The organism is Streptomyces sp. NPDC037126 (genome assembly GCF_055605965.1).
This window is the reverse complement of sequence record NZ_JBVJTD010000001.1, coordinates 906,496-931,498: the sequence shown is the minus strand read 5'-3', so window position 1 is coordinate 931,498 and position 25,003 is coordinate 906,496. Positions and strand designations below refer to the sequence as shown.

The 25,003-nt window shown below is 70.9% G+C and carries 21 protein-coding genes and 1 pseudogene; 10 read left to right on the top strand and 12 right to left on the bottom strand.

What is annotated here, in order from left to right:
• The first annotated feature begins 91 nt into the window (after positions 1-91).
• The 7 genes and pseudogenes from tkt (at position 92) to ACZ7FF_RS04195 (ending at position 7,544) form a co-directional block, all read left to right on the top strand.
• Complete coding sequence (gene tkt, locus ACZ7FF_RS04225; protein ID WP_470809294.1) at positions 92-2,179, top strand: transketolase; 2,088 nt, start codon at positions 92-94, stop codon at positions 2,177-2,179.
• 33 nt (positions 2,180-2,212) lie between these two features.
• The gene (tal, locus tag ACZ7FF_RS04220) at positions 2,213-3,331 is read left to right on the top strand and encodes a transaldolase (RefSeq protein ID WP_470809292.1); all 1,119 of its coding nucleotides are present in this window, start codon (positions 2,213-2,215) and stop codon (positions 3,329-3,331) included.
• Between the two features lies 1 nt (position 3,332).
• Positions 3,333-4,871 (top strand): glucose-6-phosphate dehydrogenase, encoded by a 1,539-nt coding sequence (zwf, locus tag ACZ7FF_RS04215; protein WP_470809290.1) that lies wholly within the window; start codon positions 3,333-3,335, stop codon positions 4,869-4,871.
• Entirely contained in the window at positions 4,868-5,929 is a 1,062-nt protein-coding gene (opcA, locus tag ACZ7FF_RS04210; protein WP_470809289.1) for a glucose-6-phosphate dehydrogenase assembly protein OpcA, read from the top strand. The genes zwf and opcA overlap by 4 nt, the downstream gene beginning before the upstream one ends.
• Positions 5,926-6,708 (top strand): 6-phosphogluconolactonase, encoded by a 783-nt coding sequence (gene pgl / locus ACZ7FF_RS04205; protein ID WP_470809288.1) that lies wholly within the window; start codon positions 5,926-5,928, stop codon positions 6,706-6,708. Before opcA ends, pgl begins: the two co-directional genes overlap by 4 nt.
• Positions 6,709-6,966: 258 nt before the next feature.
• Positions 6,967-7,113, top strand: a pseudogene (locus ACZ7FF_RS04200) (lamin tail domain-containing protein); the annotation flags it as partial.
• Positions 7,113-7,544, top strand: a complete 432-nt coding sequence (locus tag ACZ7FF_RS04195) for a hypothetical protein (protein ID WP_470809285.1) — start codon at positions 7,113-7,115, stop codon at positions 7,542-7,544. The pseudogene ACZ7FF_RS04200 and the gene ACZ7FF_RS04195, both read left to right, overlap by 1 nt.
• 18 nt (positions 7,545-7,562) lie before the next feature.
• Here ACZ7FF_RS04195 and ACZ7FF_RS04190 read toward each other — a convergent pair whose 3' ends face one another.
• The 5 genes from ACZ7FF_RS04190 to ACZ7FF_RS04170 all read right to left on the bottom strand — a co-directional run bounded on the left by ACZ7FF_RS04190 (position 7,563) and on the right by ACZ7FF_RS04170 (position 14,183).
• Positions 7,563-8,402, bottom strand: coding sequence for a carbohydrate ABC transporter permease (locus ACZ7FF_RS04190; RefSeq protein ID WP_470809283.1), 840 nt, complete (start codon positions 8,400-8,402; stop codon positions 7,563-7,565).
• 10 nt (positions 8,403-8,412) lie between these two features.
• Complete coding sequence (locus tag ACZ7FF_RS04185; protein ID WP_470809281.1) at positions 8,413-9,765, bottom strand: ABC transporter permease subunit; 1,353 nt, start codon at positions 9,763-9,765, stop codon at positions 8,413-8,415.
• Between the two features lie 8 nt (positions 9,766-9,773).
• Positions 9,774-11,099, bottom strand: coding sequence for an ABC transporter substrate-binding protein (locus tag ACZ7FF_RS04180; protein ID WP_470809280.1), 1,326 nt, complete (start codon positions 11,097-11,099; stop codon positions 9,774-9,776).
• Positions 11,100-11,137: 38 nt separating this feature from the next.
• Positions 11,138-12,742, bottom strand: coding sequence for a glycoside hydrolase family 13 protein (locus tag ACZ7FF_RS04175; RefSeq protein WP_470809278.1), 1,605 nt, complete (start codon positions 12,740-12,742; stop codon positions 11,138-11,140).
• Between the two features lie 169 nt (positions 12,743-12,911).
• Complete coding sequence (locus tag ACZ7FF_RS04170) at positions 12,912-14,183, bottom strand: ABC transporter substrate-binding protein (RefSeq protein ID WP_470809277.1); 1,272 nt, start codon at positions 14,181-14,183, stop codon at positions 12,912-12,914.
• 122 nt (positions 14,184-14,305) lie between these two features.
• Between ACZ7FF_RS04170 and ACZ7FF_RS04165 the strand changes: the two genes are divergently transcribed.
• From ACZ7FF_RS04165 to ACZ7FF_RS04155, 3 genes are read left to right on the top strand one after another with little or no spacing between them, the layout of a single operon-like run.
• Positions 14,306-14,821: a PadR family transcriptional regulator gene (locus ACZ7FF_RS04165; RefSeq protein ID WP_470809275.1), complete on the top strand. Its 516-nt coding sequence runs from the start codon at positions 14,306-14,308 to the stop codon at positions 14,819-14,821.
• Positions 14,791-15,567, top strand: a complete 777-nt coding sequence (locus ACZ7FF_RS04160) for an ABC transporter ATP-binding protein (RefSeq protein ID WP_470809273.1) — start codon at positions 14,791-14,793, stop codon at positions 15,565-15,567. The genes ACZ7FF_RS04165 and ACZ7FF_RS04160 overlap by 31 nt, the downstream gene beginning before the upstream one ends.
• A gap of 34 nt (positions 15,568-15,601) precedes the next feature.
• Positions 15,602-17,884: an ABC transporter permease gene (locus ACZ7FF_RS04155; RefSeq protein ID WP_470809593.1), complete on the top strand. Its 2,283-nt coding sequence runs from the start codon at positions 15,602-15,604 to the stop codon at positions 17,882-17,884.
• A 3-nt stretch (positions 17,885-17,887) separates the two neighbouring features.
• Here ACZ7FF_RS04155 and pgi read toward each other — a convergent pair whose 3' ends face one another.
• From pgi to gap, 7 genes are all read right to left on the bottom strand, one after another.
• A complete protein-coding gene (gene pgi, locus ACZ7FF_RS04150) occupies positions 17,888-19,537 on the bottom strand; it encodes a glucose-6-phosphate isomerase (RefSeq protein WP_470809272.1) in 1,650 nt (549 codons plus the stop codon).
• 52 nt (positions 19,538-19,589) lie between these two features.
• Complete coding sequence (locus tag ACZ7FF_RS04145; protein ID WP_470809270.1) at positions 19,590-20,858, bottom strand: MFS transporter; 1,269 nt, start codon at positions 20,856-20,858, stop codon at positions 19,590-19,592.
• Between the two features lie 113 nt (positions 20,859-20,971).
• Positions 20,972-21,307, bottom strand: a complete 336-nt coding sequence (locus ACZ7FF_RS04140) for an RNA polymerase-binding protein RbpA (RefSeq protein ID WP_003957010.1) — start codon at positions 21,305-21,307, stop codon at positions 20,972-20,974.
• 210 nt (positions 21,308-21,517) lie between these two features.
• Positions 21,518-21,754, bottom strand: coding sequence for a preprotein translocase subunit SecG (gene secG / locus ACZ7FF_RS04135; protein ID WP_470809268.1), 237 nt, complete (start codon positions 21,752-21,754; stop codon positions 21,518-21,520).
• Positions 21,755-21,862: 108 nt separating this feature from the next.
• Positions 21,863-22,639 (bottom strand): triose-phosphate isomerase, encoded by a 777-nt coding sequence (gene tpiA, locus ACZ7FF_RS04130; protein ID WP_470809266.1) that lies wholly within the window; start codon positions 22,637-22,639, stop codon positions 21,863-21,865.
• A 3-nt stretch (positions 22,640-22,642) separates the two neighbouring features.
• Positions 22,643-23,854 (bottom strand): phosphoglycerate kinase, encoded by a 1,212-nt coding sequence (locus ACZ7FF_RS04125; RefSeq protein WP_470809265.1) that lies wholly within the window; start codon positions 23,852-23,854, stop codon positions 22,643-22,645.
• A gap of 132 nt (positions 23,855-23,986) precedes the next feature.
• Positions 23,987-24,997 (bottom strand): type I glyceraldehyde-3-phosphate dehydrogenase, encoded by a 1,011-nt coding sequence (gene gap / locus ACZ7FF_RS04120; RefSeq protein ID WP_470809263.1) that lies wholly within the window; start codon positions 24,995-24,997, stop codon positions 23,987-23,989.
• Between the last annotated feature and the right edge of the window lie 6 nt (positions 24,998-25,003).

The window sequence follows — 25,003 nt, the reverse complement described above, 5'->3', positions numbered from 1 at the left end:
AACGGCCGGCGGGCAGAAGCACGCCGGCGGCCGGGTGGGCGTATGCCCCGAAGACCGGCGACCGACATGTGGAGAGGAGCCCTGACCCAGGGTGAGCACCAAGCCGACCACCACAGACCTTGAGTGGACCGAGCTGGACCAGCGGGCCGTGGACACCGCTCGCGTCCTGGCCGCCGACGCCGTACAGAAGGTCGGCAACGGCCATCCCGGTACGGCGATGAGCCTGGCACCTGCCGCCTACACCCTCTTCCAGAAGGTGATGCGGCACGACCCGGCCGACCCGGAGTGGGTCGGGCGCGACCGTTTCGTGCTGTCCGCCGGCCACTCCTCCCTGACCCTCTACACGCAGCTCTACCTGGCCGGTTTCGGCCTGGAGCTGGAGGACCTGGAGTCCTTCCGCACCTGGGGCTCGAAGACCCCGGGCCACCCGGAGTACGGGCACACCAAGGGCGTGGAGACCACGACCGGCCCGCTGGGCCAGGGTGTGGCCAACGCGGTGGGCATGGCGATGGCCGCCCGCTTCGAGCGCGGTCTGTTCGACCCGGAGGCCCCGCAGGGCGACTCCCCCTTCGACCACTTCATCTTCTGCATCGCCGGTGACGGCTGCCTGCAGGAGGGCATCTCCGCCGAGGCGTCCTCGCTGGCCGGCCACCAGAAGCTCGGCAACCTGATCCTGCTGTGGGACGACAACCACATCTCGATCGAGGGCGACACCGAGACAGCCGTCTCCGAGGACACCGTCAAGCGCTACGAGGCCTACGGCTGGCACGTGCAGCGCGTCGAGGCCCAGGAGAACGGCGACCTGGACCCGCAGGCGATCTTCGCCGCGATCCAGGCGGCCAAGCAGGTCACCGACCGGCCCTCCTTCATCGCCATGCGCTCGATCATCGCCTGGCCGGCCCCGAACGCGCAGAACACCGAGGCCGCCCACGGCTCGGCGCTCGGCGACGACGAGGTCGCGGCCACCAAGCGCGTGCTCGGCTTCGACCCCGAGCAGAGCTTCCAGGTCGAGGACGAGGTGATCGGCCACACCCGCAAGGCCCTGGAGCGCGGCGCCCAGGCGAAGGCCGAGTGGGAGAAGTCGCTCCAGGTGTGGCGGGACGACAACCCCGAGCGCGCCGCCGAGTTCGACCGCATCGCCAAGGGCGAGCTGCCCACCGGCTGGGAGGAGAAGATCCCGGTCTTCGAGCCCGGCAAGTCGGTCGCCACCCGTGCCGCCTCCGGCAAGGTGCTGCAGGCGCTCGGCCCGGTCATCCCGGAACTGTGGGGCGGCTCCGCCGACCTCGCCGGGTCGAACAACACCACCATCGACAAGGACAGCTCCTTCCTGCCCGAGGGCAACCCTCTCCCGGAGGCCAACCCGTACGGCCGTACGATCCACTTCGGCATCCGCGAGCACTCCATGGGTGCGGAGCTGAACGGCATCACGCTGCACGGCAACACGCGCGCGTACGGCGGCACGTTCCTCGTCTTCTCCGACTACATGCGCAACGCCGTGCGTCTGGCGGCCCTGATGCACCTGCCGGTGACGTACGTGTGGACGCACGACTCCATCGGCCTCGGCGAGGACGGCCCCACCCACCAGCCGGTCGAGCACCTGGCCTCGCTGCGCGCGATCCCGGGTCTGAACGTCGTCCGCCCGGCGGACGCCAACGAGACCGCCATCGCCTGGCGCGAGGTCCTGGCGCGCTACACCAAGGAGTTCGGCAAGGGCCAGCCGCACGGCTTCGCGCTGACCCGCCAGGGCGTGCCGACGTACGAGCCCAACGAGGACGCGGCCAAGGGCGGTTACGTCCTGTTCGAGGCCGAGGGCGGTGAGCCGCAGGTGATCCTGATCGCCACCGGTTCCGAGGTGCACGTGGCCGTCGAGGCGCGTGAGCAGCTCCAGGCCGAAGGGATCGCGACGCGCGTCGTGTCCATGCCGTCCGTGGAGTGGTTCGAGCAGCAGGACCAGGGGTACCGGGACTCCGTGCTGCCGCCGTCCGTCAAGGCCAGGGTCTCCGTGGAGGCGGGCATCGGTCTGACCTGGCACAAGTACGTCGGGGACGCCGGCCGCATCGTTTCCCTGGAGCACTTCGGTGCTTCCGCGGACGGCAAGGTGCTCTTCCGCGAGTTCGGCTTCACTGCCGAGAACGTGGCCGCCAAGGCCCGGGAATCCATCGCCGCCGCACAGCGCTGACGCTCATATACGACACGTAGGAGATGTAATTCCATGACAGACGCACTCAAGCGCCTCTCCGACGAAGGCGTCGCGATCTGGCTGGACGACCTGTCGCGCAAGCGGATCACGTCCGGCAACCTCGCCGAGCTGATCGACCAGCAGCACGTCGTGGGCGTCACCACCAACCCGACGATCTTCCAGAAGGCGATCTCGCAGGGCGACGGTTACGACCAGCAGGTCTCGGACCTCGCCGCCCGCAAGGTCACCGTCGAAGAGGCCATCCGCATGATCACCACGGCGGACGTCCGCGACGCCGCCGACATCCTGCGCCCGGTCTTCGACGCGACGGACGGCCAGGACGGCCGGGTCTCCATCGAGGTCGACCCGCGCCTCGCGCACAACACCAAGGCGACCGTCGCCGAGGCCAAGCAGCTGGCCTGGCTGGTGGACCGCCCCAACACCCTGATCAAGATCCCGGCCACCAAGGCGGGCCTGCCGGCGATCGCCGAGGTCATCGGCCTCGGCATCAGCGTCAACGTCACGCTGATCTTCTCCCTGGAGCGCTACCGCGCGGTCATGGACGCCTACCTCTCCGGCCTGGAGAAGGCGAAGGAGCGCGGCCTCGACCTGTCGAAGATCCGCTCGGTGGCGTCCTTCTTCGTGTCCCGCGTGGACACCGAGATCGACCGCCGCATCGACGAGCTGGGCACCGACGAGGCCAAGGCGCTGCGCGGCAAGGCGGGCGTCGCCAACGCGCGCCTCGCCTACCAGGCGTACGAGGAGGTCTTCTCCTCCGACCGCTGGAGCGCTCTGGAGAACGCGGGCGCCAACAAGCAGCGTCCGCTGTGGGCCTCCACCGGTGTGAAGGACCCGGCGTACAAGGACACCATGTACGTCGAGGAACTGGTCGCGCCGAACACGGTCAACACCATGCCGGAGGCCACGCTGGAGGCCGCCGACGACCACGGCGAGATCCGCGGCGACGCCGTCAGCGGCACCTACGAGCGGGCGCGGGCCGACATCGACGCGCTGGAGAAGCTCGGCATCTCGTACGACGACGTCGTGCAGGTGCTGGAGGACGAGGGCGTCGACAAGTTCGAGGCGTCCTGGAACGACCTGCTCAAGTCCACCCAGGCGGAGCTCGAGCGCCTCGCCCCCTCGGAGGGCTGACTTGTCACCCGTTTCCGGCTCCGGAGCGAACCCGCTTCGTGACCCGGCCGACCGACGGCTCCCGCGCATCGCGGGGCCGTCGGGTCTGGTCATCTTCGGTGTCACGGGCGACCTGTCCCGCAAGAAGCTGATGCCCGCGGTGTACGACCTCGCCAACCGGGGTCTGCTGCCGCCGGGCTTCTCCCTGGTGGGCTTCGCCCGCCGCGACTGGGAGCACGAGGACTTCGCCGAGGTCGTGCACGACGCGGTCAAGGAGCACTCGCGCACACCGTTCCGCGAGGAGGTCTGGCAGCAGCTCATCCAGGGGATGCGCTTCGTCCAGGGCACCTTCGACGACGACGACGCCTTCGAGCGGCTGCGCGCCACCATCGAGGAGCTGGACAAGGCACAGGGGACGGGCGGCAACTTCGCCTTCTACCTGTCGGTGCCGCCGCGCTCCTTCCCGGTGGTCATCCAGCAGCTGAAGAAGCACGGGCTGGCCGACCAGTCGGGCGGCTCCTGGCGGCGCGCGGTCATCGAGAAGCCGTTCGGACACGACCTGGAGTCGGCCGAGCAGCTCAACAAGGTCGTGCACGAGGTGTTCTCCTCGGACCAGGTGTTCCGCATCGACCACTACCTGGGCAAGGAGACCGTCCAGAACATCCTGGCGCTGCGCTTCGCCAACACGATGTTCGAGCCGATCTGGAACCGGTCCTTCGTGGACCACGTGCAGATCACCATGGCCGAGGACATCGGCATCGGCGGCCGGGCCGGCTACTACGACGGCATCGGCGCCGCCCGTGACGTCATCCAGAACCACCTGCTCCAGCTGATGGCGCTCACCGCCATGGAAGAGCCCGCCTCCTTCGGCGCGGACGCGCTGGCCGCGGAGAAGGAGAAGGTGCTCGGCGCCGTCCGGCTGCCGAGGGACCTGGGCAGGTCGACCGTGCGCGGGCAGTACGCGGGCGGCTGGCAGGGCGGCGAGAAGGTCATCGGCTACCTCGAAGAGGACGGCATCGACCCGAAGTCGAAGACGGACACCTACGCGGCGATCAAGCTGGAGATCGACAACCGCCGCTGGGCGGGTGTCCCCTTCTACCTGCGCACCGGCAAGCGGCTGGGCCGCCGGGTCACCGAGATCGCCGTCGTCTTCCAGCGCGCGCCCCACTCCCCCTTCGACCACACGGCGACGGAGGAGCTGGGCCAGAACGCGATCGTCATCCGCGTCCAGCCGGACGAGGGCATCACGGTCCGCTTCGGCTCCAAGGTGCCGGGCACCTCGATGGAGATCCGGGACGTGTCCATGGACTTCGCCTACGGCGAGTCCTTCACGGAGTCCAGCCCGGAGGCGTACGAGCGGCTCATCCTGGACGTGCTGCTCGGCGACGCCAACCTCTTCCCGCGCACGGAGGAGGTCGAGCTGTCCTGGAAGATCCTCGACCCGATCGAGCAGTACTGGGACCGGCACGGCAAGCCGGCGCAGTACAAGTCGGGCACCTGGGGTCCCGCCGAGGCGGACGAGATGCTCGCACGAGACGGACGGAGCTGGCGCCGGCCATGAAGATAGACCTGACCGACACCACCGCCGGCGAGATCAACAAGGCGCTCGTCCGGGGCCGCCGCGCCATCGGCACACCCGCCGTCGGCATGGTCCTCACCCTCGTCATCGTCACCGACGAGGAGAACGCCTACGACGCCCTGAAGGCCGCCAACGACGCCTCGCGCGAACACCCTTCGCGCACGCTGGTGGTCATCAGGCGGGTCTCGCGCACCCCGCGCGACCGCACGTCCTCCCGGCTGGACGCCGAGGTGCGGGTGGGCGCGGACGCCGGCACCGGCGAGACGGTCGTGCTGCGGCTGTACGGCGAGGTCGTCGACCACGCCGACTCGGTGGTGCTGCCGTTGCTGCTGCCGGACGCGCCCGTGGTCGTGTGGTGGCCGGTGAACGCGCCGCTGGACCCGGCGAAGGACCCGCTGGGCGCCCTGGCCCAGCGCCGGGTCACCGACACCTACGCCGCCGAGCAGCCGGTGCGGGAGCTGACGGCCCGTGCCGCGAGCTACACGCCCGGCGACACCGACCTGTCCTGGACCCGGATCACGCCGTGGCGCTCGATGCTCGCGGCGGCCCTGGACCAGGTGATCTGCGAGGTGCAGGCGGTCGAGGTGGAGGGCGAGGAGTTCAACCCGAGCTGTGAGCTGCTGGCGATGTGGCTCGCGACCCGGCTGGACGTCCCGGTGAAGCGCTCGCTGTCCTCGGGGCCGGGTCTGACCGCGGTCCGGATGGACACCAGTTGCGGCCCGATCGTCCTGGACCGCGCGGACGGCTCGCTGGCCACGCTGTCCATCGAGGGCCAGCCGGCCCGCGCGGTCGCGCTCAAACGGCGGGAGACCGCCGAGCTGATCGCGGAGGAGCTGCGCCGGCTCGACCCGGACGACACCTACGCGTCGGCGCTGCGCTACGGCGTGGAGCGCCTGAACACGGTTCCGGAGCAGCAGGCCGGCGCCGACGGGGCGGACACCGAGCCGGAACCGGAGGAGCGGGCGGCCAAGGCACCGGCCAAGAAGGCGGCGGCCAAGACCGCGAAGAAGGCACCGGCGAGGAAGGCGGCGGCGAAGTGAACACTCCGCAGCTGGTCGTCCACCGTGACAAGGAACTGATGGCCCGGGCCGCCGCGGCCCGGCTCATCACGAAGATCGTGGACGCGCAGGCCTCCCGGGGCACCGCGTCCGTGGTCCTCACGGGCGGCCGCAACGGCAACGGGCTGCTGGCCGCGCTGGCGGCGGCACCGGCCCGGGACGCCGTCGACTGGGGGCGCCTCGACCTGTGGTGGGGCGACGAGCGCTACCTGCCCGAGGGCGACCCCGAGCGCAATGTCACCCAGGCCCGCGAGGCCCTGCTGGACTCCGTCCCGCTGGACCCGGAGCGCGTGCACGCCATGCCCGCCTCCGACGGGCCGTACGGTGCGGACGTCGAGGCGGCGGCCGAGGCGTACGCGGCGGAACTGGCGAAGGCGGCCGGGCCGGAGAACCACGGCTCGGTGCCCACCTTCGACGTCCTGATGCTGGGCGTCGGCCCGGACACCCATGTGGCCTCGCTCTTCCCGGAGCTGCCGGCCGTGCGGGAGACCGAGCGCACGGTGGTGGGCGTCCACGGCGCACCCAAGCCGCCGCCGACCCGGATCAGCCTCACCCTTCCTGCGATCCGCTCGGCCCGTGAGGTCTGGCTCCTCGCGGCCGGTGAGGACAAGGCCGAGGCCGCGGCGATCGCCCTGTCCGGCGCGGGCGAGATCCAGGCCCCGGCGGCGGGCGCCCAGGGCCGCTCCCGCACCCTGTGGCTCCTGGACGCGGCCGCGGCATCCCAACTGCCGAGGTCGCTGTATCCACCGGCTTCACCGTGAACGGCTGAACCGCCGAGGCAACGAGCGAAGAGGGCGGCAGGGGATGACTCCCCCGCCGCCCTCTTCGCATGTGCTGACCCTCCGCTGACTCCCCCTCAGCCAGCACCTTCACGAGTTCTCCGCGAAAGTTTCATACAACACTCAACTTTTGTGTAAGCTCCTGCCGCTGCATCCGCACCACTGAGGGGGGACCTCATGCGCATACGCCGCCCCAGGACGGGACTCCAACAACTGCCGTACCGGCAACAGCCCGCGACCGGTGACTACGTGAAGCTGCGCGGGGGCCACGGCACCGACTCGGACGCGAACAACGTCGTCCACCGCCAGAACTGCAACTTCATCTGGAACAACGACAAGGACACCGTCTACCGGGACGGCAACGGCTACATCACCTTCCACGGCTGATGGCGCGCCGAACCGGAAGAGTGCGGGTGTGGGCCGCGTGCGTCGCGCTGCTGGCCGCCGGCGCGGCCGGCTGCGGCCAGTCCCCGCACGACAGCGCGGCCAAGGCGCCGACACGGGCGCCCCGGCCCACCGTGACGGTCACGACGACCGCCACGGTGACCGCCCGGCCGGAGCCCGGGCCGACGGTCACCAGGACGAGGACCGTCCGAACGCCCGGACCGACCGTCACCGTCACCAAGGCCGCCGCCGGCACCGTCCGCAGTGACGACACCGGCGGCGGGACGTGCTCCATCGTCTCCGACGCGGGCAACTGCTACCAGGCGGGCCAGTTCTGCCGGAACAGTGACCACGGGGCGACGACCACCACCGCGAGCGGTTCACCGATCAGGTGCGCCTACAGTTCCAACGCCTGGCGCTGGACGTACGCCTGACCCGCGGGGCGGGCCCGGTCACTTGACCGAGCCCGCCATCACGCCCTGTACGAAGTGGCGCTGGAAGGCGAAGAAGACGATCACCGGGACGATCAGGGAGAGGAACGCGCCCGGGGCCAGGACGTCGATGTTGCTGCCGAACTGGCGGATCTGCGACTGGAGTTCCACCGTGAGCGGCTGCGAGGAGCTGTCGGCGAAGAGCAGGGCGACCAGCATGTCGTTCCAGACCCAAAGGAACTGGAAGATGGCCAGCGAGGCGATGGCGGGGCGCCCCACCGGCAGGACGAGCCGGGTGAAGATGCGCCACTCGCTGCCGCCGTCCATGCGTGCCGCCTCCAGCATCTCCTTCGGCATCTCCGCGAAGTAGTTGCGGAGCAGGAACACCGCGAACGGCAGTCCGTAGGCGACGTGGAAGAGGACGACCCCGGGGATCGTGCCGAACAGGCCCAGCGCGCCGAAGAGTTTGGCCACCGGCAGCAGGCCGATCTGCACCGGCACCACCAGCAGGGCCACCACCAGCAGGAACAGCGGCTCCCTGAGCGGGAACTCCAGCCAGGCGAAGGCGTATCCGGCGAGCGCCGCGATGACGACGACCAGGGTGGTGGCCGGCACCGAGATCAGCACGGTGTTCCAGAACGCCTGGGTCATCCCGGAGTTCTTCAGCAGCGCCGCGTAGTTGCCGAAGGACAGCTGGCCCGGACTGGCCAGCGCCGTCCACCAGCCGCCCTTCGCCGTGTCCTGCGCCGAGCGCAGGGAGGAGACGAAGAGGCCCGCGAGCGGGGTCAGCCAGACCAGGCCGATCACCACCAGGAAGGCCTGCACCAGGCCGTTGCCCAGGCCGCGCCTGATCGCGTTCATCGCTGACTCCTCATCGTTGGCTCTTGCGGAAACGGTGGACGTTGAAGACCATCGCCGGGATCACCAGGAGCAGCAGCAGGACACCGAGCGCGCTGCCGAGGCCCTGGTTGTTGCCGCCGCCGAAGGACACGAGCCACATCTGGGTCGCGAGGACGGTGGCGTCCTCCTGCACCGGTCCGGGCGCGATGATGTACACGAGGTCGAAGACCTTCATCACGTTGATCACGAGCGTCACGAACACGACCGTGAGGACGGGTGCCAGCAGCGGGACGGTGATGCGGCGGAAGATCTGCCACTCGTTCGCGCCGTCCATCCGGGCCGCCTCCAGCGCGTCCCGGGGCAGCGCGGCCAGGCCCGCGCCGATCAGGACCATCGCGAAGCCCGTCCAGATCCACAGGTACGCGCCGATGATCGCCGGGGTGACCAGGGTGGGACCGAGCCAGGAGACGCCCTGGTAGGGCTGGGCGAAGTTCGACGCGGGCAGCCGCACGGTGTACGAGCCCGCGCGCAGCCCGGAGAAGCGGAAGGAGCCGTCGTCCGCGGTCGTCGCGCTCGCGACCGTCCGCCCGTCGCGCACCGCCTGGACGGACATGCCGGGCAGTCCGCTCTCCTTCGGGTCCACCTTGCCCTGCCGGCCGCCTCCGCCGGGGGTGAAGTCCAGGTAGACGACGCCGCGCAGTTCGCCGGGCGCGGCCTTCCGGCCGGCCGCCGGGTACGCGGGCGAGGCGCCCCTGGGCAGGTCCTTGGGCAGGACGCCGACCATGGGGAGGGTCACCGAGCCGCCCGCCGAGGCGGTCGTACGGTAGGAGCCGTCCCGGTCCTGGGTCAGCAGCCCCTCCCGGCCGCGGGCCGCCGGGTAGGCCGACGTGCCCTCGAAGGCGTCGTGCACGGAGACCACGGCGGCGTTCAGCACGCCCTTGTTCGGGTCCTCGTCGTAGGCGAGCCGGAAGATGATGCCTGCGGCCAGGAAGGACACCGCCATCGGCATGAACAGCAGCAGCTTGAAGGCGGTGGCCCAGCGGACCTTCTCCACCAGCACGGCCAGGATCAGGCCGAGGCCCGTCAGCAGGGCGGGGGCCACGACGACCCAGATGGTGGTGTTGCGGATGGCCTTCAGGGTGGCCGGGTCGCGGAACATCTCGGCGTAGTTGCCGCCGCCGACGAACCGGGTGCCGGAGGCGTCGAAGAAGCTGCGGCCGACGGAGAACAGCACCGGGTAGACGACGAGCGCCCCGAGCAGGAGCAGGGCGGGGAAGACGAAGAGCAGGGCGGCCAGCCGGGCGCGCCGCCGGCTGCGGCGCCCGCGCGCCACGCCGGCGGCCCGCGGGCCCGCCTGCCGCTTGTCGATTGTGGTGGCGGTCATCGGTCCGCTCAGTTCTGGTAGGCCTTGGCGGCCGCGGACTCCAGTTCGGCCGCGGTGCCCTTCGGGTCGGAGGGGTTGCGCAGGAAGTCCTGGAGCAGCTTCCACTCGCCCGCGCCCTTGGTGCCGCCGAAGGCCGCCGGCGCCTGGTCGGACATGTCGAAGCGGACCGAGTCCCCGGCGCCGACCAGGGACCTGGCGGTGGCGCGGGTGACGTCGTCGGCGTACGAGGCGAGGTCGAGCTTCTTGTTGGGGGACAGGAAGCCGCCCGCCTTGGCCCAGACGGCCGCGGCCTCGGGGGTGGCGAGGTATTCGAGGAGCTTCATGCCCGCCTTGGCGTTCTTGCCGTCCTTGAGGACGACCGCCGCGTCACCGCCGCTGACGACCGGTGCGGTGCCGCCGTCGACCGCGGGGAAGGGGAAGAAGTTCGCGTCCTTGCCGATGGTCTTCCCGAACTGGTCGTGCGCGACGCCGGCCACGAAGTCGCCCTCGTAGACCATGCCGGCCTGCGGCTTGGGCCCGAACACCTTCTCCACGGAGCCGGGGAAGTCGGTGTTGAGGGCCTCCTTCTGCCCTCCGGCGACGAGCTGCTTGTCCTTGAACAGCTTGCCGAGCGTGGTGAGCGCCCTGACGACCGAGGGGTCGGTCCACTTGAGCTTGTGGGCGGCGAGGGCGTCGTACTTCTCGGGTCCGGCCTGGGAGAGGTAGACGTTCTCGAACCAGTCGGTGAGGGTCCAGCCGTCCTCACCGCCGATGGCGAAGGCGGCGAGCCCGGAGTCGGAGACGGTGTGCCCGGCCTTCAGCATCTCGTCGTAGGTCTTCGGGGGCTTGACCCCGGCCTGGGCGAGGGCGTCGGGGCTGTACCAGACGGTCGACTTGTGGGCGGCCTTGAAGTAGAGGCCGTAGAGGGTGCCGTCGACGCTGCCGTACTTGCGCCACACGGGTGCGTAGTCGGCGCCGACGGTCTGCTGGGCCGTGCCGGACAGGGGCTTGAGCCAGCCCTTCTTGGCGAACTGCTGGAGCACGCCGACCTGCGGGACCATGACGACGTCGGGTGCGTTGCCGCCCTCGATCTTGCTGCCGACGACGGTGGAGACGTTGTCGCCGGTGGAGACGAACTGGGTCTTGGCGCCGGTCTTCGCGGTGAAGGCGTCCAGCACCTTCTGGAAGTTCTTCTGTTCGCCGCCGGACCAGACGCCGGCCACGGTGACGGTCTGGCCGCTGAGCGCCTTGTCTCCGCCGCCGGCGGAGACGGACCCGCCGCCGCAGGCGGTGGCGCCCAGCGTGAGGACGAGGGCGGTGCAGCCGGTGAGCAGGGTGGTGCGTCGTCGCATCATCGTTGACGGACCTTTCGGGAAGGTGGGTTGGCGGAGGATCAGAGGTCGAGCCACCAGGCGGCCGTGGAGCCGGGGAGGACTCCGGGCGCGACCGGGCCGCTGGACAGCAGGGGGGTGCCGGAGACCGGCGCGGGCGTGGGGGACGTGGTGAAGTTGACGGCGCAGACCAGGCCGTCGCCACGGGTGAAGGCGAGTACGCCCGGCGCGGAGTCCAGCCAGCGCAGCGTGCCCTCACCCAGCTGGGGCAGGGAAGCTCGCAGTTGGAGGCCGTCGCGGTACAGGTGCCAGAAGGAGCGGGTGTCGGCGAGGGCGCGGTCGGTGGCGTACTCGGCGAAGTACTCCGGCTGCGGCAGCCAGGGCTTGGCGCCCTCGGCGCCGGAGGTGAAGCCGAACGGGGAGGCCTGTCCGGACCAGGGCAGTGGCACCCGGCAGCCGTCGCGGATGCGGGCGCGGCTCCCGGTGCGCCGGAAGATCGGGTCGGTGAGGACGTCGTCGGGCAGGTCGACCACCTCGGGCAGGCCCAGTTCCTCGCCCTGGTAGATGTACGCGGCGCCCGGCAGCGCCAGCATCAGCAGCGCGGCGGCGCGGGCACGGGCGGCGCCGAGGCCGCTGCCCCCGGTGGCGGGTTCCCCGTAGCGGGTGACGGTGCGGACCTGGTCGTGGTTGTTGAGGACCCAGGTGACCGTGGAGCCGGTGCCGGCGATGTCCTGCATGGCCTCGGAGATGACCTTGCGGAAGGCGTCGGCGTCCCAGGAGGCGCCGAGCAGGTCGAAGAAGAAGGCCTGGTGGAGTTCGTCGGGGCGGACGTAGAGGGCATGTTCGCGGGCGGTGGGGACGGAGACCTCGCCGACCAGGAGCCGCTCGCGGCCGTCGCGTTCGCGGTACTCCTCGCACGTGGCGCGCCAGCGCCGCCACACCTCGTGCACCTCGGGCTGGTTCCAGGCGAGGGGGTTGACCGAGTCGCGGGTGCGGGCGTCGGCCTCGGGGTCGTCGGAGTCGGGCAGGGCGGGGTGCTTGAACAGTCCGGCGGCGACGTCGATGCGGAAGCCGTCCACGCCCCGGTCCAGCCAGAAGCGCAGGACGCGGTCGAACTCGGCGGGTATCTCGGGGTTGCGCCAGTTCCAGTCGGGCTGTTCGGGAGTGAACATGTGCAGGTACCACTGGCCGTCGCCGGCCCGGGTCCAGGCGGGGCCGCCGAACATGGCGTGCCAGTTGTTGGGCGGCTCGGCGCCGTCCGGGCCGCGGCCGTCGGCGAAGTGGAAGCGGGCGCGGGCCGTGCCCCCGGGTGCGTCGCGCAGGGCCTCGCGGAACCACGGGTGCTCGCTGGAGCAGTGGTTGGGGACGATGTCGAGGAGCACCCGGATGCCGAGCCGGCGGGCGGCCGCCATCAGCAGGTCGAACTCGGCGAGGTCGCCGAAGAGCGGGTCGACGTCGCAGTAGCCGGCCACGTCGTAGCCGTGGTCGTGCTGCGGCGAGGGGTAGAACGGGCTCAGCCAGATGCCGTCGACGCCGAGCTTCTTCAGGTACGGCAGTCCGGCGCGGACTCCGGCGAGATCGCCGATGCCGTCACCGGTGCTGTCCAGGAAGCTGCGGACGTACACCTGGTAGATCACCGCGTCGCGCCACCAATGATGCCTGTTCAACCCTGTGGACCTGTCTCTGAAGGGGGGCTGTTATGCATGCATGTTAGGTAGGCGTCGCACGAGGGTGTCAATGAAATGAACGGAAGCTACCGAGCAGTTGACCAACCAAATCAGGGCATTTCACCGCAAGGTGAGAGTAGTCGTGATGGCGGCGTTACTTAACAAGTAACTATCGACGGGCGATGGCGTCGAGCTCTCGCGCCAGCCGGCGCACGGCCTGACCGGGCGTCTCGCGGCCGGTCAGCGCGTCGTGCACGATGGCCTGGACCGCCAGGCTGACCTGGTCGTAGTGCGCGCTCTTGGGGCGCGGCCTGGCCGTGAGCACGGCGGTGCGCAGGGTCGGCAGATAGGGGAACCGCCGTACGAGCGCGGGGTCTTCGTACAGCGCGGCGCGCACGGGGGGCAGCGAGCCCCGCACCAGCACCTGGCGCTGGACGGGCTCGCTGGTGAGGTAGGCGATCAGGCGCGCGGCGGAGTCGGGGTGCCGGGCGTGCGTGTTGACGGCGAGGTCGGAGCCGCCGAGGACGCTCGTCCCCGGCCCGTCGGGCCCGGGTATCGGCACGGCGCCGATCCTCCCCGCGACCTTGGAGCCCTTGGCCGAGGCGACGGCGTAGGCGTAGGGCCAGTTGCGCAGGAAGAGCAGCCTGCCGTCCTGGAACGCCTGTTTGGACTCCTCCTCCTTGTACGTCAGCGCCTGCCTGGGTATCCAGCCCTCGCGGATGCCGCGGGCGAGGAACCCGATGCCCTCGCGGGCGGCCGCCGAGTCGACGGTGACCCGCTTGCCCTCGCCGCCGAGGATGGTGCCGCCCGCCGAGTACACGGCCTCGGCCGCGTTCACGGTGAGGCCTTCGTACGGCAGGAACTGGCCCGCGTAGCCGCCGATCCCGTACTTGGGCGCGATGGTCTTCGCGTCGTGCTCCAGCTCGGCCCAGGTGCGCGGCGGCGGCACGCCCTCCTTGGCGAGGATGTCCTTGCGGTACAGGAGAAGCCCGGCATTGGTGACGTACGGGACCGCGTAGAGCCGTCCGTCGTACGTCGCCGTGTCCACGACCGGCGGCAGGAAGCTCTTCAGCGGGAAGCGGCTCCGGGGCAGCGGGCGGATCCAGCCGGCCGCCGCGAACTCCGAGGTCCAGTTGACGTCGATGTTCAGCACGTCGAAGCGGCCCCGGTCCCCGCCGCGCAGGTCGGTGGTCATCTGCGCATGGGTCTCGTCGGCGGAGTCCGGCAACTCGACCAGAGTGACCTTCTCGCCGGGGTGGGTGCGGTTCCAGCCCTGCAGCAGCGGGCCCAGATAGCCGGTGAGGTCGCCCGCCGTGGCCAGGGTGAGCGGGCCACGGCCGCTGCGGGAACCCTCGTCGGCGCGGGCGCCGGAGGCGACGTACCCCGTCAAGATCACAACGAGAACGAGGAGGCCCCTACCGGCGGCGCGTATCCACCGCATAGGTTCCTCCCTGTACACCGGCACCGCGGGCAGCCTCGCCCCGGGTCAGGGCCATGTATACCTGTTAGGTATGGGCGATACTAGGGCCTGGAGCACATTGACCAGACAGGAGGACAGCACGAGTGCGCCTGCCCCTCCTGGCACTCCTCGCCCGCGGACCGGCTCACGGCTACGAGCTGAAGCAGGACCTTGAGCAACTGCTGGGCTCCGCGTACCCTCAGCCGAACGTCGGCCAGATATACGTCACCCTCGGCCGCCTCGAGAAGTCGGGACTGATCGAGGGCGAGGACGTCGAGCAGTCCAGCCGGCCCAACAAGAAGGTCTACCACCTCACCGACGCCGGACGTGAGGCGCTGCACGCCTGGTTCGAGGAGACCGAGGACGAGCCGCGGGTGCGGGACGAGTTCTTCATGAAGCTCGCCCTCGCCCCGCAGACCGGTCTCGCCGACCAGATCGCCCTCATCAACAGACAGCGGCGCCAGTACCTCAACACCATGCGCGACCTCTCCAAACTGGCCGCCGCCGAGAACCGGGACAACCGAATCGCCCAACTGCTGATCGAGGGCGCGATGCTGCACCTCCAGGCCGACCTCGACTGGCTGGAGCGATGCCAGGAGGAACTGGAGGAACTGGAGTGAGCGACGGCCGAGCTCCGGTGCTGCGCGCCGAGGGCCTGGTGAAGACCCACCACGGCGAGGGCGCTCCCGCGCACGCCGTGCGCGGGGTCGACCTGAGCGTGGCCCCGGGCGAGTTCGTGGCGGTCACCGGGCCGTCCGGCGCCGGGAAGTCGACGCTGCTGCACCTGCTCGGCGGGCTCCAGCGGCCGGACGGCGGCAGCATCTGGCTCGACGGCCGGTGCACCGACTCCTTCAGCGAGGCGCGCTGGGCCGTGGAGCGCCGCAAGGCCATCGGGATCGTCTTCCAGTTCTTCAACCTGGTGTCGAACCTGTCCGTCGCCGACAACGTCGAGCTGCCCGCCCTGCTGGCCGGAGTCCCACCGAGGAAGGCCCGTGCCGAGCGCGAGGCGCTCCTCGCCGAGCTGGGTCTCGACGGCAAGGAGCGCAGCATGCCGGGCGAGCTGTCCGGCGGTGAGCAGCAGCGGGTCGCCCTGGCCCGGGCCCTGGTCAACCATCCGCCGCTGCTGCTGGCCGACGAGCCCGCCGGCAGCCTGGACAGCAAGGGCACCCGCGAGGTCATGCGGCTGCTGTCGCGGTTCCACGGACGCGGGCAGAGCATCGTCCTCGTCACCCACGACGCCCGGCTGGCCAGCGCCGCGGACCGGGTGATCAGCTTCTTCGACGGCCGGATCGCCGACGACGCGGCCCTGGACGGCCTGCCGTCCCGCCGCGCCGGCATCTCCGGTGTGCTCGAACTCAGGGACTGACCGTGCGGGAGCGATCGTGCTGGACCTGAGGGACGTGCGGGCCACCCTGCGCTGGGCGCACTCCGATCTGCGCACGCACCGCGGCGAGGCGCTGTTCCTGGTGCTGGCCACGGCCGGGATCGTGGCCTCGCTGCTACTGGCCACCGCCCTGTTCGGCTATGCCACGAATCCTTGGCAGCGGACCTTCGCCGAGGCGCGCGGGGCACATGTATGGATCCACACCGTCCCCTCCGCCGACGCCCGCAGACTCGCCCGTCTGGACGGCGTGGAGTCCGTCGCCGGCCCCTACCCCACCGAGTCCGCGACCGTCGCCGCGCGCGGCACCCGCGCCTCCGTGGAGCTGCGCGGCATCCCGCGGCTGCCCTCCGTCGGCCGGCCGCTGCTCACCGCCGGGCACTGGCTGGACCCGGCCGAGCCGGACGGCGTGGTGCTGGAGAGCAGCCTCGCCCGGGCCCTGCTGGCCGAGCCCGGGGACACCCTCACCCTGCCCGGCACGGCCCGGTCCCTCACCGTCGAGGGCATCGCGGACAGCGCCGAGCCCCACTACAGCCCCGGCGAGGAGCCCGGTCTGGTCTGGGCGCTGCCGGCCGCGGTGCGGGCGCCCGGCGGCCAGGTGATCGGGCTGCGGCTCGGCGACCCGGACGACACCGACTACGCGGTGCAGCGCGCCGTCACCGTGCTGGGCGCGGGCGCGGTCGGCGAGGTCTCCACCTGGCAGCAGGCGCGCGCCGACGCGCAGGGCGACAACCGGCTGCTCGGCCAGGTCCTCGGCCTGTTCGGTCTCGGCGCCCTGATCGCCGCCGGGTTCGCGGTCCACGGGGCGATCGCCACCCGCATCCGCGGCCACCTCCGCGATCTGTCGGTGCTGAAGGCGATCGGGTTCACCCCCGGCCAGGTGGTACGGATCTTCCTGCTCCAGCATCTCGCGTACGCGCTGCTCGGCGCCGTGGCCGCGGCCGCGCTCACCGACGCGCTGGGCAGCCGGATCCCCGGCCGTCTCGGCGACGCCGTGCGCGTGTGGCAGGGGCTGCCGGAACACGCCGTGGCGCTGCTCGTGGTGCCGGTGGGCGCGGTGCTGTTCATCGGGCTCACCACGGGCCTCGCGGCCTGGCGGGCCGGGCGGGTGCCGCCGGTGCCGGTGCCGCGCCCCTCCGGACCGGCCGGCGGACGGCTGACCGGCCTCGCCCGGCAGGCGCTCGGGCTGCGGCTGCCCGCCGCGCTGGTCCTCGGCTGCCACAAGGCGTTCGCGGGCCGCGGCCGTTCGCTGGCCACAGTGGCCCGGCTGACCCTGCCGCTGCTCCTCATCGTGGTCGCGCTCAGCGCCTGGACCACCATCGGGCGTTTCCACAGCAGCCCGGAGCGCGTGGGGCTGCCCACCGCGCTCACGGTCCGCTCGGACGGCTCCCTGGCCCCCACCGGCGTACGGTCCCTGCTGGCCCGTGACCCCCGGGTCGCCGCCGCCTATCCGGGCGTCGAGGTGGCCGCGCTGGTCCCCGGGCAGACCGGCACCATCGCCCTGCGCGGTGTCGGCACCCGCGCCGAGCCCTACCCCTGCACCCTCGCCGAGGGCCGGGCCGCGCGCGGACCGGAGGAGGCGGTGGCCGGCCAGGGCCTGCTCGACCTGCTGCACGCGCGGGTCGGCGACTGGGTGCGGATGACGGTGGGCGACCGGCCGCAGATCCTGCACATCGTGGGCCGCAGCATCGAGCCGCAGAACGCCGGCCGGGTGGTGACGACCTCCCTGGACACCCTGCGCGCCGACGACCCCGGGCTCACCGCGGCCTTCTACGAGCTGCGGCTGCACCCCGGCGCCGACCCCCGCGAGGTGGCGGCCGCGCTCACCGCCGCGGGCCGGGGCCATCTGGACGTGCACGCCATGACCAACCCCGCGGACGGGCTGTCCCCGCTGCGCGCGGTCGTCGCCGGGCTGGTCGCCGTGCTCGGCCTCATCGGGCTCGTCGAGCTGCTCACCGCGATCGGCGGCACCGTGCGCGAGGGCGAGCGGGACGTGCTGGCGCTGAAGGCGATCGGCATGTCCCCGCGGCAGATCACCGCGATCACCGTGACGGCGACGAGCTGTACGGCCCTGGCGGCGGCGGTCGCCGGCATGGCCCTCGGGCTGCCGCTGGCCCGCAGGCTGATCGACGCCCAGGGCAGCTCCAGCGGCATCGGCGCCGGGATCGCCCAGTCCCCGCCGCCGGCGCTGCTCCTGGCGCTCGGCCTGGCCGCGGTCCTCGGTGCCGCCCTGCTGTCCGCGGTGCCTGCGTCCCGGGCGGCGAGACGCAGGCCGACGGACGGCGTGAACGCGGTGACCTGAGGGTCAGCGGCCGCGCAGCGAGCGGTACTTGGCCACCAGGGCCCGGGTGGACGGGTCCAGGCCCGGCACCTCGGCACCCTCCGTGAGCGCCGGCTCGACCCGCTTCGCCAGCACCTTGCCCAGCTCGACGCCCCACTGGTCGAAGGAGTCGATGTTCCACACGGCGCCCTGCACGAACACCTTGTGCTCGTACAGCGCGACGAGCTGGCCGAGCACCGACGGCGTCAGCTCGCGCGCGAGGATCGTGGTGGTCGGCCGGTTGCCCTGGAAGGTCTTGTGCGCGACCAGTTCCTCGGGCACCCCCTCGGCGCGGACCTCCTCGGCGGTCTTGCCGAAGGCCAGCGCCTGGGTCTGCGCGAAGAAGTTGGCCATCAGCAGGTCGTGCTGCGCCTTGAGTTCACCGCTCAGCTCGGCGACCGGCTCGGCGAAGCCGATGAAGTCGGCGGGGATGAGCTTGGTGCCCTGGTGGATCAACTGGTAGTAGGCGTGCTGCCCGTTGGTGCCGGGCGTGCCCCACACGACCGGGCCGGTCTGCCACTCGACCTGCTTGCCGTCGCGCGCCACGTACTTGCCGTTGGACTCCATGTCCAGCTGCTGGAGGTACGCGGTGAACCTGGACAGGTAGTGGCTGTACGGCAGCACGGCGTGCGACTGCGCGTCGTGGAAGTTGTCGTACCAGATGCCCAGCAGGCCCATCAGCAGCGGGACGTTGGTCTCGGCGGGGGCGGTGCGGAAGTGGTCGTCGACCAGCCGGAAGCCGTCGAGCATCTCCCGGAAGCGGTCCGGGCCGACGGCGATCATCAGGGACAGGCCGATCGCGGAGTCGTACGAGTACCGGCCGCCGACCCAGTCCCAGAACTCGAACATGTTGTCCGGGTCGATACCGAACTCGGTGACCTTCCCGGCGTTGGTCGACAGCGCCACGAAGTGCTTGGCCACCGCGTCCTCGGCGCCCAGCGCGTCGACGAGCCAGGTACGCGCGGAAGTCGCGTTGGTGATCGTCTCGATGGTGGTGAACGTCTTGGACGCGATGATGAACAGCGTCTCGGCCGGGTCGAGGTCGCGGGTCGCCTCGTGCAGGTCCGCACCGTCCACGTTGGAGACGAAGCGGACGGTCAGGCCGCGGTCGGTGAAGCTGCGCAGCACCTCGTAGGCCATCGCGGGTCCGAGGTCGGAGCCGCCGATGCCGATGTTGACGACGTTCCTGATCCGCCTGCCCGTGTGACCGGTCCACTCGCCGGAGCGCACCCGGTCGGCGAAGCCGGCCATCTTGTCGAGCACCGCGTGCACCTTCGGCACCACGTTCTCGCCGTCGACCTCGACCACCGCGTCGCGCGGGGCGCGCAGCGCGGTGTGCAGGACCGCACGGTTCTCGGTGACGTTGATCTTCTCGCCGCGGAACATGGCGTCGCGCAGCCCGAAGACGTCCGTCGCCGCGGCCAGCTCGCGCAGCAGGCGCAGCGTCTCGTCGGTGACCAGGTGCTTGGAATAGTCGATGTAGAGGTCACCGACCTGGAGCGTATACCCCGCGCCGCGCTCTGCGTCGGCGGCGAACAGGTCCCTCAGATGGGTGTCGGCCAGTTCCTCCCGGTGCTTGGCGAGAGCGGTCCACTCGGGCGTCTGGTTGAGCCTGGTACGGCCGTCTGCGTTCATATCCGACTTCAGCCTTCTTTCGTGCCTGTCCCAGCTGTTCCAACCTAATTGATCACCCCGGGGCGCGAGCCGTTCTGACGTCGGCGTCCGGCGCAACAACAGGTACGTCCGGCTTGCGCGCCGGTATCAGGGCGGTGACGGACAGGACGAAGAAGGCGGCCGTGAGCAGAGCCGGTGTGGCGGGGCCCCAGGCGGTGGCCACGGCGCCGCCGAGGAGGGCGCCCAGCGGTGCTCCGGCGACCGCCAGGGTGCGGAAGGCGGCGCTGATCCGGCCGAGCATGGCGGCGGGGGCGCGTTGCTGCATCAGTGTCCTGGTGTTGACGTTCCACAGCATGCCCATGCCGCCGAAGACGGCGAGGGCGGCCGCCAGGGCGGCCAGGCTGCGCACGGAGCCCATGACGAGGAGCGCGCCGATCTGCACGGTGCCGGCGAGCAGCACGGTCCGCGGCGGGCCGAGCCGGGCCGTGATCCGCCGGTTCAGCGCTCCCCCGGCCAGACCGCCGACGGTGTACGCGGTCGTCGCCGCCGCGTAGCCCGCCGTGCCCGCGTGCAGCCAACCGGTCACCAGGATCACCAGGGTGGCGATCAGGGCGCCCATGCCGATGTTGCACAGGGCCGTGGCGGTGCACAGGCCGCGCAGGGCCCGGTCCTGCCACAGGGCGCGCAGCCCGTCGGCGATCTCCCGGCGCAGGGTGCTGCCCGCCGCTCTCGGCGCGCCCCTTGGCGCGGCGGTCCGCAGGGAGGCGACCAGGGCCGCGGCCAGCAGGAAGGTGGCGGCGTCGGCCAGGAAGGGGACGGCCGCTCCGGCGGCGAGCAGCAGCGGTACCACGGGCGCCCCCAGCAGTCCGCCGGCGACCGTCTGCCCGGTCATCAGCCGGGCGTTGGCGCTGCCCAGGACTTCGGGGGCCACCACGGCGGGCAGCAGGGCCGTGGCGGCGTTGTCGAAGAGCGTCTGGAGCAGGGTCAGCGTGAAGGCCAGCGCGACGAGCAGCGCGATCGAGGCGTGGCCGAGCGCGACGGCCACGGCGAAGGAGGCCATGAGCAGCCCTCGTACCGCGTCCACCGTCCACATCGCGCGCCGCTGGTCCACACGGTCGGCGACCGCTCCCCCGAGCAGGCCGAAGAGGATCCAGGGCAGGTAGCCGCAGGCGGTGACCGAGGCGATGAGCATCGGCCGGTCGGTCAGCGACGCGGCGAGCAGCGGCAGCGCGGCTCCGCGCAGGGCGTCCCCGAACCGGGAGACCACGGCGGCCGTCCACAGCCGTCCGAAGCCCCCGCGCCACGCGGGCGCGTGCCTCTCCCCCGTCTCGACCGCCGTCACAACTCCCCCTCGCGGTTGTCGCCTTCACGAAAACCGTAGAGGGCACCACTGACAATCGGTCGGGGCCGCGGGGTGATACGGCTCGGGCAGGGCGCCCGGCCGGCGGGGAACCGCTAGATCTCGCCCCGCAGTTTGGCGAGCGCCTCGGCGAGGATCGCCTCGCCGTCCGCGTCGCTGCGCCGCTCCCGTACGTACGCGAGGTGCGTCTTGTACGGCTCGGTGCGCGGCGGGTCCGGCGGGTTGTCCCGGTCCTGGCCTGCCGGGAAGCCGCAGCGCGGGCAGTCCCAGGTGTCGGGGACCTGCGCGTCGCTGGCGAAGCTCGGCTGCGTCTCGTGCCCGTTGGAGCACCAGAAGGAGATGCGCAGACGCGGCGCGGACTCGCCGCGCTCGGCCTCGCCCATCGGCCCCGCCCCGACCCGGCTACCTCGGATCGCGTTGCCACTTGCCACGGTCGTAACTCCCTGCGTGATGGTGCCGCGAAGCGAGTCGGCGTTCCGCTCCGCTGCGAGCGCCTCAGTCTACGTAAGGCCCAACGCGCGTCCAGTGATTGGAGTTACCACCCCCACGCACAGACGCAAGCCCCATGATAGGCCGCGCCCAGGAGCGCGTACCGAACATGGGGCCTTACGTACGGAATGTGTGTGCCTGGCGAACGACTCTCAGCCGTTCGTCTTCATCAGGATGCCGAGGACGATGATGCACGCGAACCAGCCCACGCCGATCACGATGGTGATCCGGTCCAGGTTGCGCTCGGCGACCGAGGAGCCGCCGACGGAGGACTGCATGCCGCCACCGAACATGTCGGACAGGCCGCCGCCCTTCCCCTTGTGCATCAGCACCAGCAGCATCAGCAGCAGGCTGAAGATGATCAGGGCGATCGAGAACCCCAAAACCACGGCTGGACCAACTTCCTCGGATTCGGATGGACGACGGGGGCACAGCGTCTCGGCTGCGCCCCCGCAAGGGTACGACGTATCGTCGCTACCGCCTACTCACGGCCCGGATCACTGATCGCGGAAGCGCACGATCTTGACGAACTCGTCGGCGTCCAGTGAGGCGCCGCCGATCAGGGCGCCGTCGATGTCGGCCTGGGCCATGATCTCGGCGACGTTGCCGGACTTCACGGAGCCGCCGTACTGGATGCGGATCTTGTCGGCCACGTCCTGGGAGTACAGCTCGGCGATCTTGGCGCGGATGGCGGCGCAGACCTCCTGCGCGTCCTCGGCGCCGCAGACCTTGCCGGTGCCGATGGCCCACACCGGCTCGTAGGCGATCACGACGGTCTCGGCCTGCTCGGCCGGGAGCTCCTTCAGACCGCCCTCGACCTGGGCGAGGGTGTGGCTGACGTGGTTGGCCGCCTCGCGGACGCCCAGCTCCTCGCCGACGCACAGGATCGGGGTCAGGCCGTGCTTGTAGGCGGCCTTGACCTTGGCGTTCACCAGTTCGTCGGTCTCGTTGTGGTACTGGCGGCGCTCGGAGTGGCCGATGACCACGTAGGTGCACTTGAGCTTGGCCAGCATCGGGCCGGAGATCTCGCCGGTGTAGGCGCCGGAGTCGTGCTGGGAGATGTCCTGGGCGCCGTACTTGATCTTGAGCTTGTCGCCGTCGACCAGGGTCTGCACGGAGCGCAGGTCGGTGAAGGGCGGCAGGACGGCGACCTCGACGGCCTCGTAGTCCTTGTCGGCCAGGGCGAAGGCGAGTTTTTGGACGTGTGCGATGGCCTCGAGGTGGTTGAGGTTCATCTTCCAGTTGCCCGCCATCAGCGGCGTGCGCGTGCTCAAAGGTCAGTCCTCCAGTGCGGCGAGGCCGGGGAGCGTCTTGCCCTCGAGGTATTCGAGGGAGGCGCCGCCACCGGTCGAGATGTGGCCGAATGCGTTCTCGTCGAAGCCGAGCGTACGCACGGCCGCGGCGGAGTCACCGCCACCCACGACGGTAAAGCCGTTCGAGTCGACGAGGGCCCGGGCGACCGCCTTGGTGCCCTCGGCGTAGTCGGGGTGCTCGAAGACACCCATGGGACCGTTCCAGAAGACGGTCTGGGCGTCCGCGAGCTTCGAGGCGTACAGCTCCCGGGTCCGCGGGCCGATGTCCAGGCCCTCCTGGTCGGCGGGGATCTTGTCCGCGTCGACCACGGTGTGCTCGGTCGGCGCCTGGGCCTTCAGGTCCGGGAACTCCCGGGAGACCACGACGTCGACCGGGAGCAGCAGCTCCACGCCCAGCTTCTCGGCGCGCTCCAGGTACTCGGTGACGGCCGGCACCTGGTCCTCCTGGAGGAGGGAGATGCCGACCTCGTAGCCCTTGGCCTTGAGGAAGGTGTACGCCATGCCGCCGCCGATGAGCAGCCGGTCGGCCTTGCCGAGCAGCTGGTCGATGACGGCGAGCTTGTCGGAGACCTTGGCGCCGCCGAGCGCGACGACGTAGGGGCGCCCGACGTCCTCGGTGAGCTTCTTGAGGACGCCGACCTCGGTGGTGATCAGGTAGCCGGCGTAGTGCGGCAGCCGGGCCGGGAGGTCGTAGACGGAGGCGTGCTTGCGGTGCACGGCGCCGAAACCGTCACCGACGTAGACGTCGGCGAGGGCGGCGAGCTGGTCGGCGAACGCGCCGCGCTCGGCGTCGTCCTTGGCGGTCTCGCCGGGGTTGAAGCGCAGGTTCTCCAGGACCGCGACGTGGCCGTCGACGAGGCCGGCGACCGTGTCCCTGGCGGACTGACCGACGGTGTCGGTCGCGAAGGCCACGGCGGAGCCGAGGAGTTCACCCAGGCGGGAGGCGGCCGGCGCGAGGGAGAAGGCAGGGTCCGGGGCGCCCTTGGGGCGGCCCAGGTGTGAGGCCACGACCACCTTGGCGCCCGCGTCCGCGAGGGCCTTCACGGTGGGCAGCACGGCGCGGATCCGGCCGTCGTCGGTGATGGTGCCGCTCGCCAGCGGGACGTTGAGGTCGGCGCGGACGAAGACCCGCTTGCCGCTCACGCCGGCGGCGAGAAGTTCGTCGATCGTCTTCATTGGGTGGACTCCTGAGGAGGGCTCGTGGTGCACCTGATCGTAAAAGGACGTGGTCCGTACGCGTGACAGGGCCCGGACAGCGCGACGGTGCGCTGCCCGAGCCCTGCTCTCACTGCTTGGGTCCTGCTGCGATCAGAGCTGGTCGCCGACGAAGACCGTGAGGTCCACGAGGCGGTTGGAGTAGCCCCACTCGTTGTCGTACCAGCCGAGGATCTTCACCGAGTTGCCGTCCTGAACCATGGTCAGGGAGGAGTCGAAGGTGCAAGAGGCCGGGTCGCCGACGATGTCGGAGGAGACGATCTCGTCCTCGGTGTACGCCAGGTAGCCCTTGAGGTCGCCGTCCTCGGAGGCCTTCTTGAACGCGGCGTTGACCTCGTCCTTGGTGACCTCGCGCTGGAGCTGCACGACCAGGTCGGTGGCGGAGCCGGTGGGAACCGGCACGCGCATGGCGATGCCGTCCAGCTTGCCCTTGAGCTGCGGCAGCACCAGGGCGGTGGCCTTGGCGGCACCGGTGGTGGTCGGGATGATGTTCTCGGCGGCGGCACGGGCGCGGCGCAGGTCCTTGTGCGGGAAGTCGAGGATGCGCTGGTCGTTCGTGTACGCGTGCACCGTGGTCATCAGACCCTTGACGATGCCGAAGTTCTCGTCGAGGACCTTCGCCATCGGGGCCACGCAGTTGGTGGTGCAGGAGGCGTTGGAGATGACGTGGTGCTTCGCCGGGTCGTACTTGTCCTGGTTGACGCCCATCACGATGGTGATGTCCTCGTCCTTGGCCGGAGCCGAGATGAGGACCTTCTTGGCGCCGCCGGCGATGTGCTTGGCAGCGTCGTCCTTCTTCGTGAAGATGCCGGTCGACTCGATGACGATGTCGACGCCCAGCTCGCCCCACGGGATGTCGGCCGGGTTGCGCTCGGACAGCACCTTGATGGTGTGACCGTCGACGGTGATGGTGTCGGCGGTGTGGGTGACCTCCTGCTTGAGGCGGCCCAGGATCGTGTCGTACTTCAGCAGGTGAGCGGTGGTCGCGGTGTCACCCAGGTCGTTGACAGCCACAACCTCGATGTCTGCACCCTGCTCCAGGAGTGCGCGGAAGTAGTTACGACCGATACGGCCGAAGCCGTTGATGCCTACGCGGATCGTCACGAACCG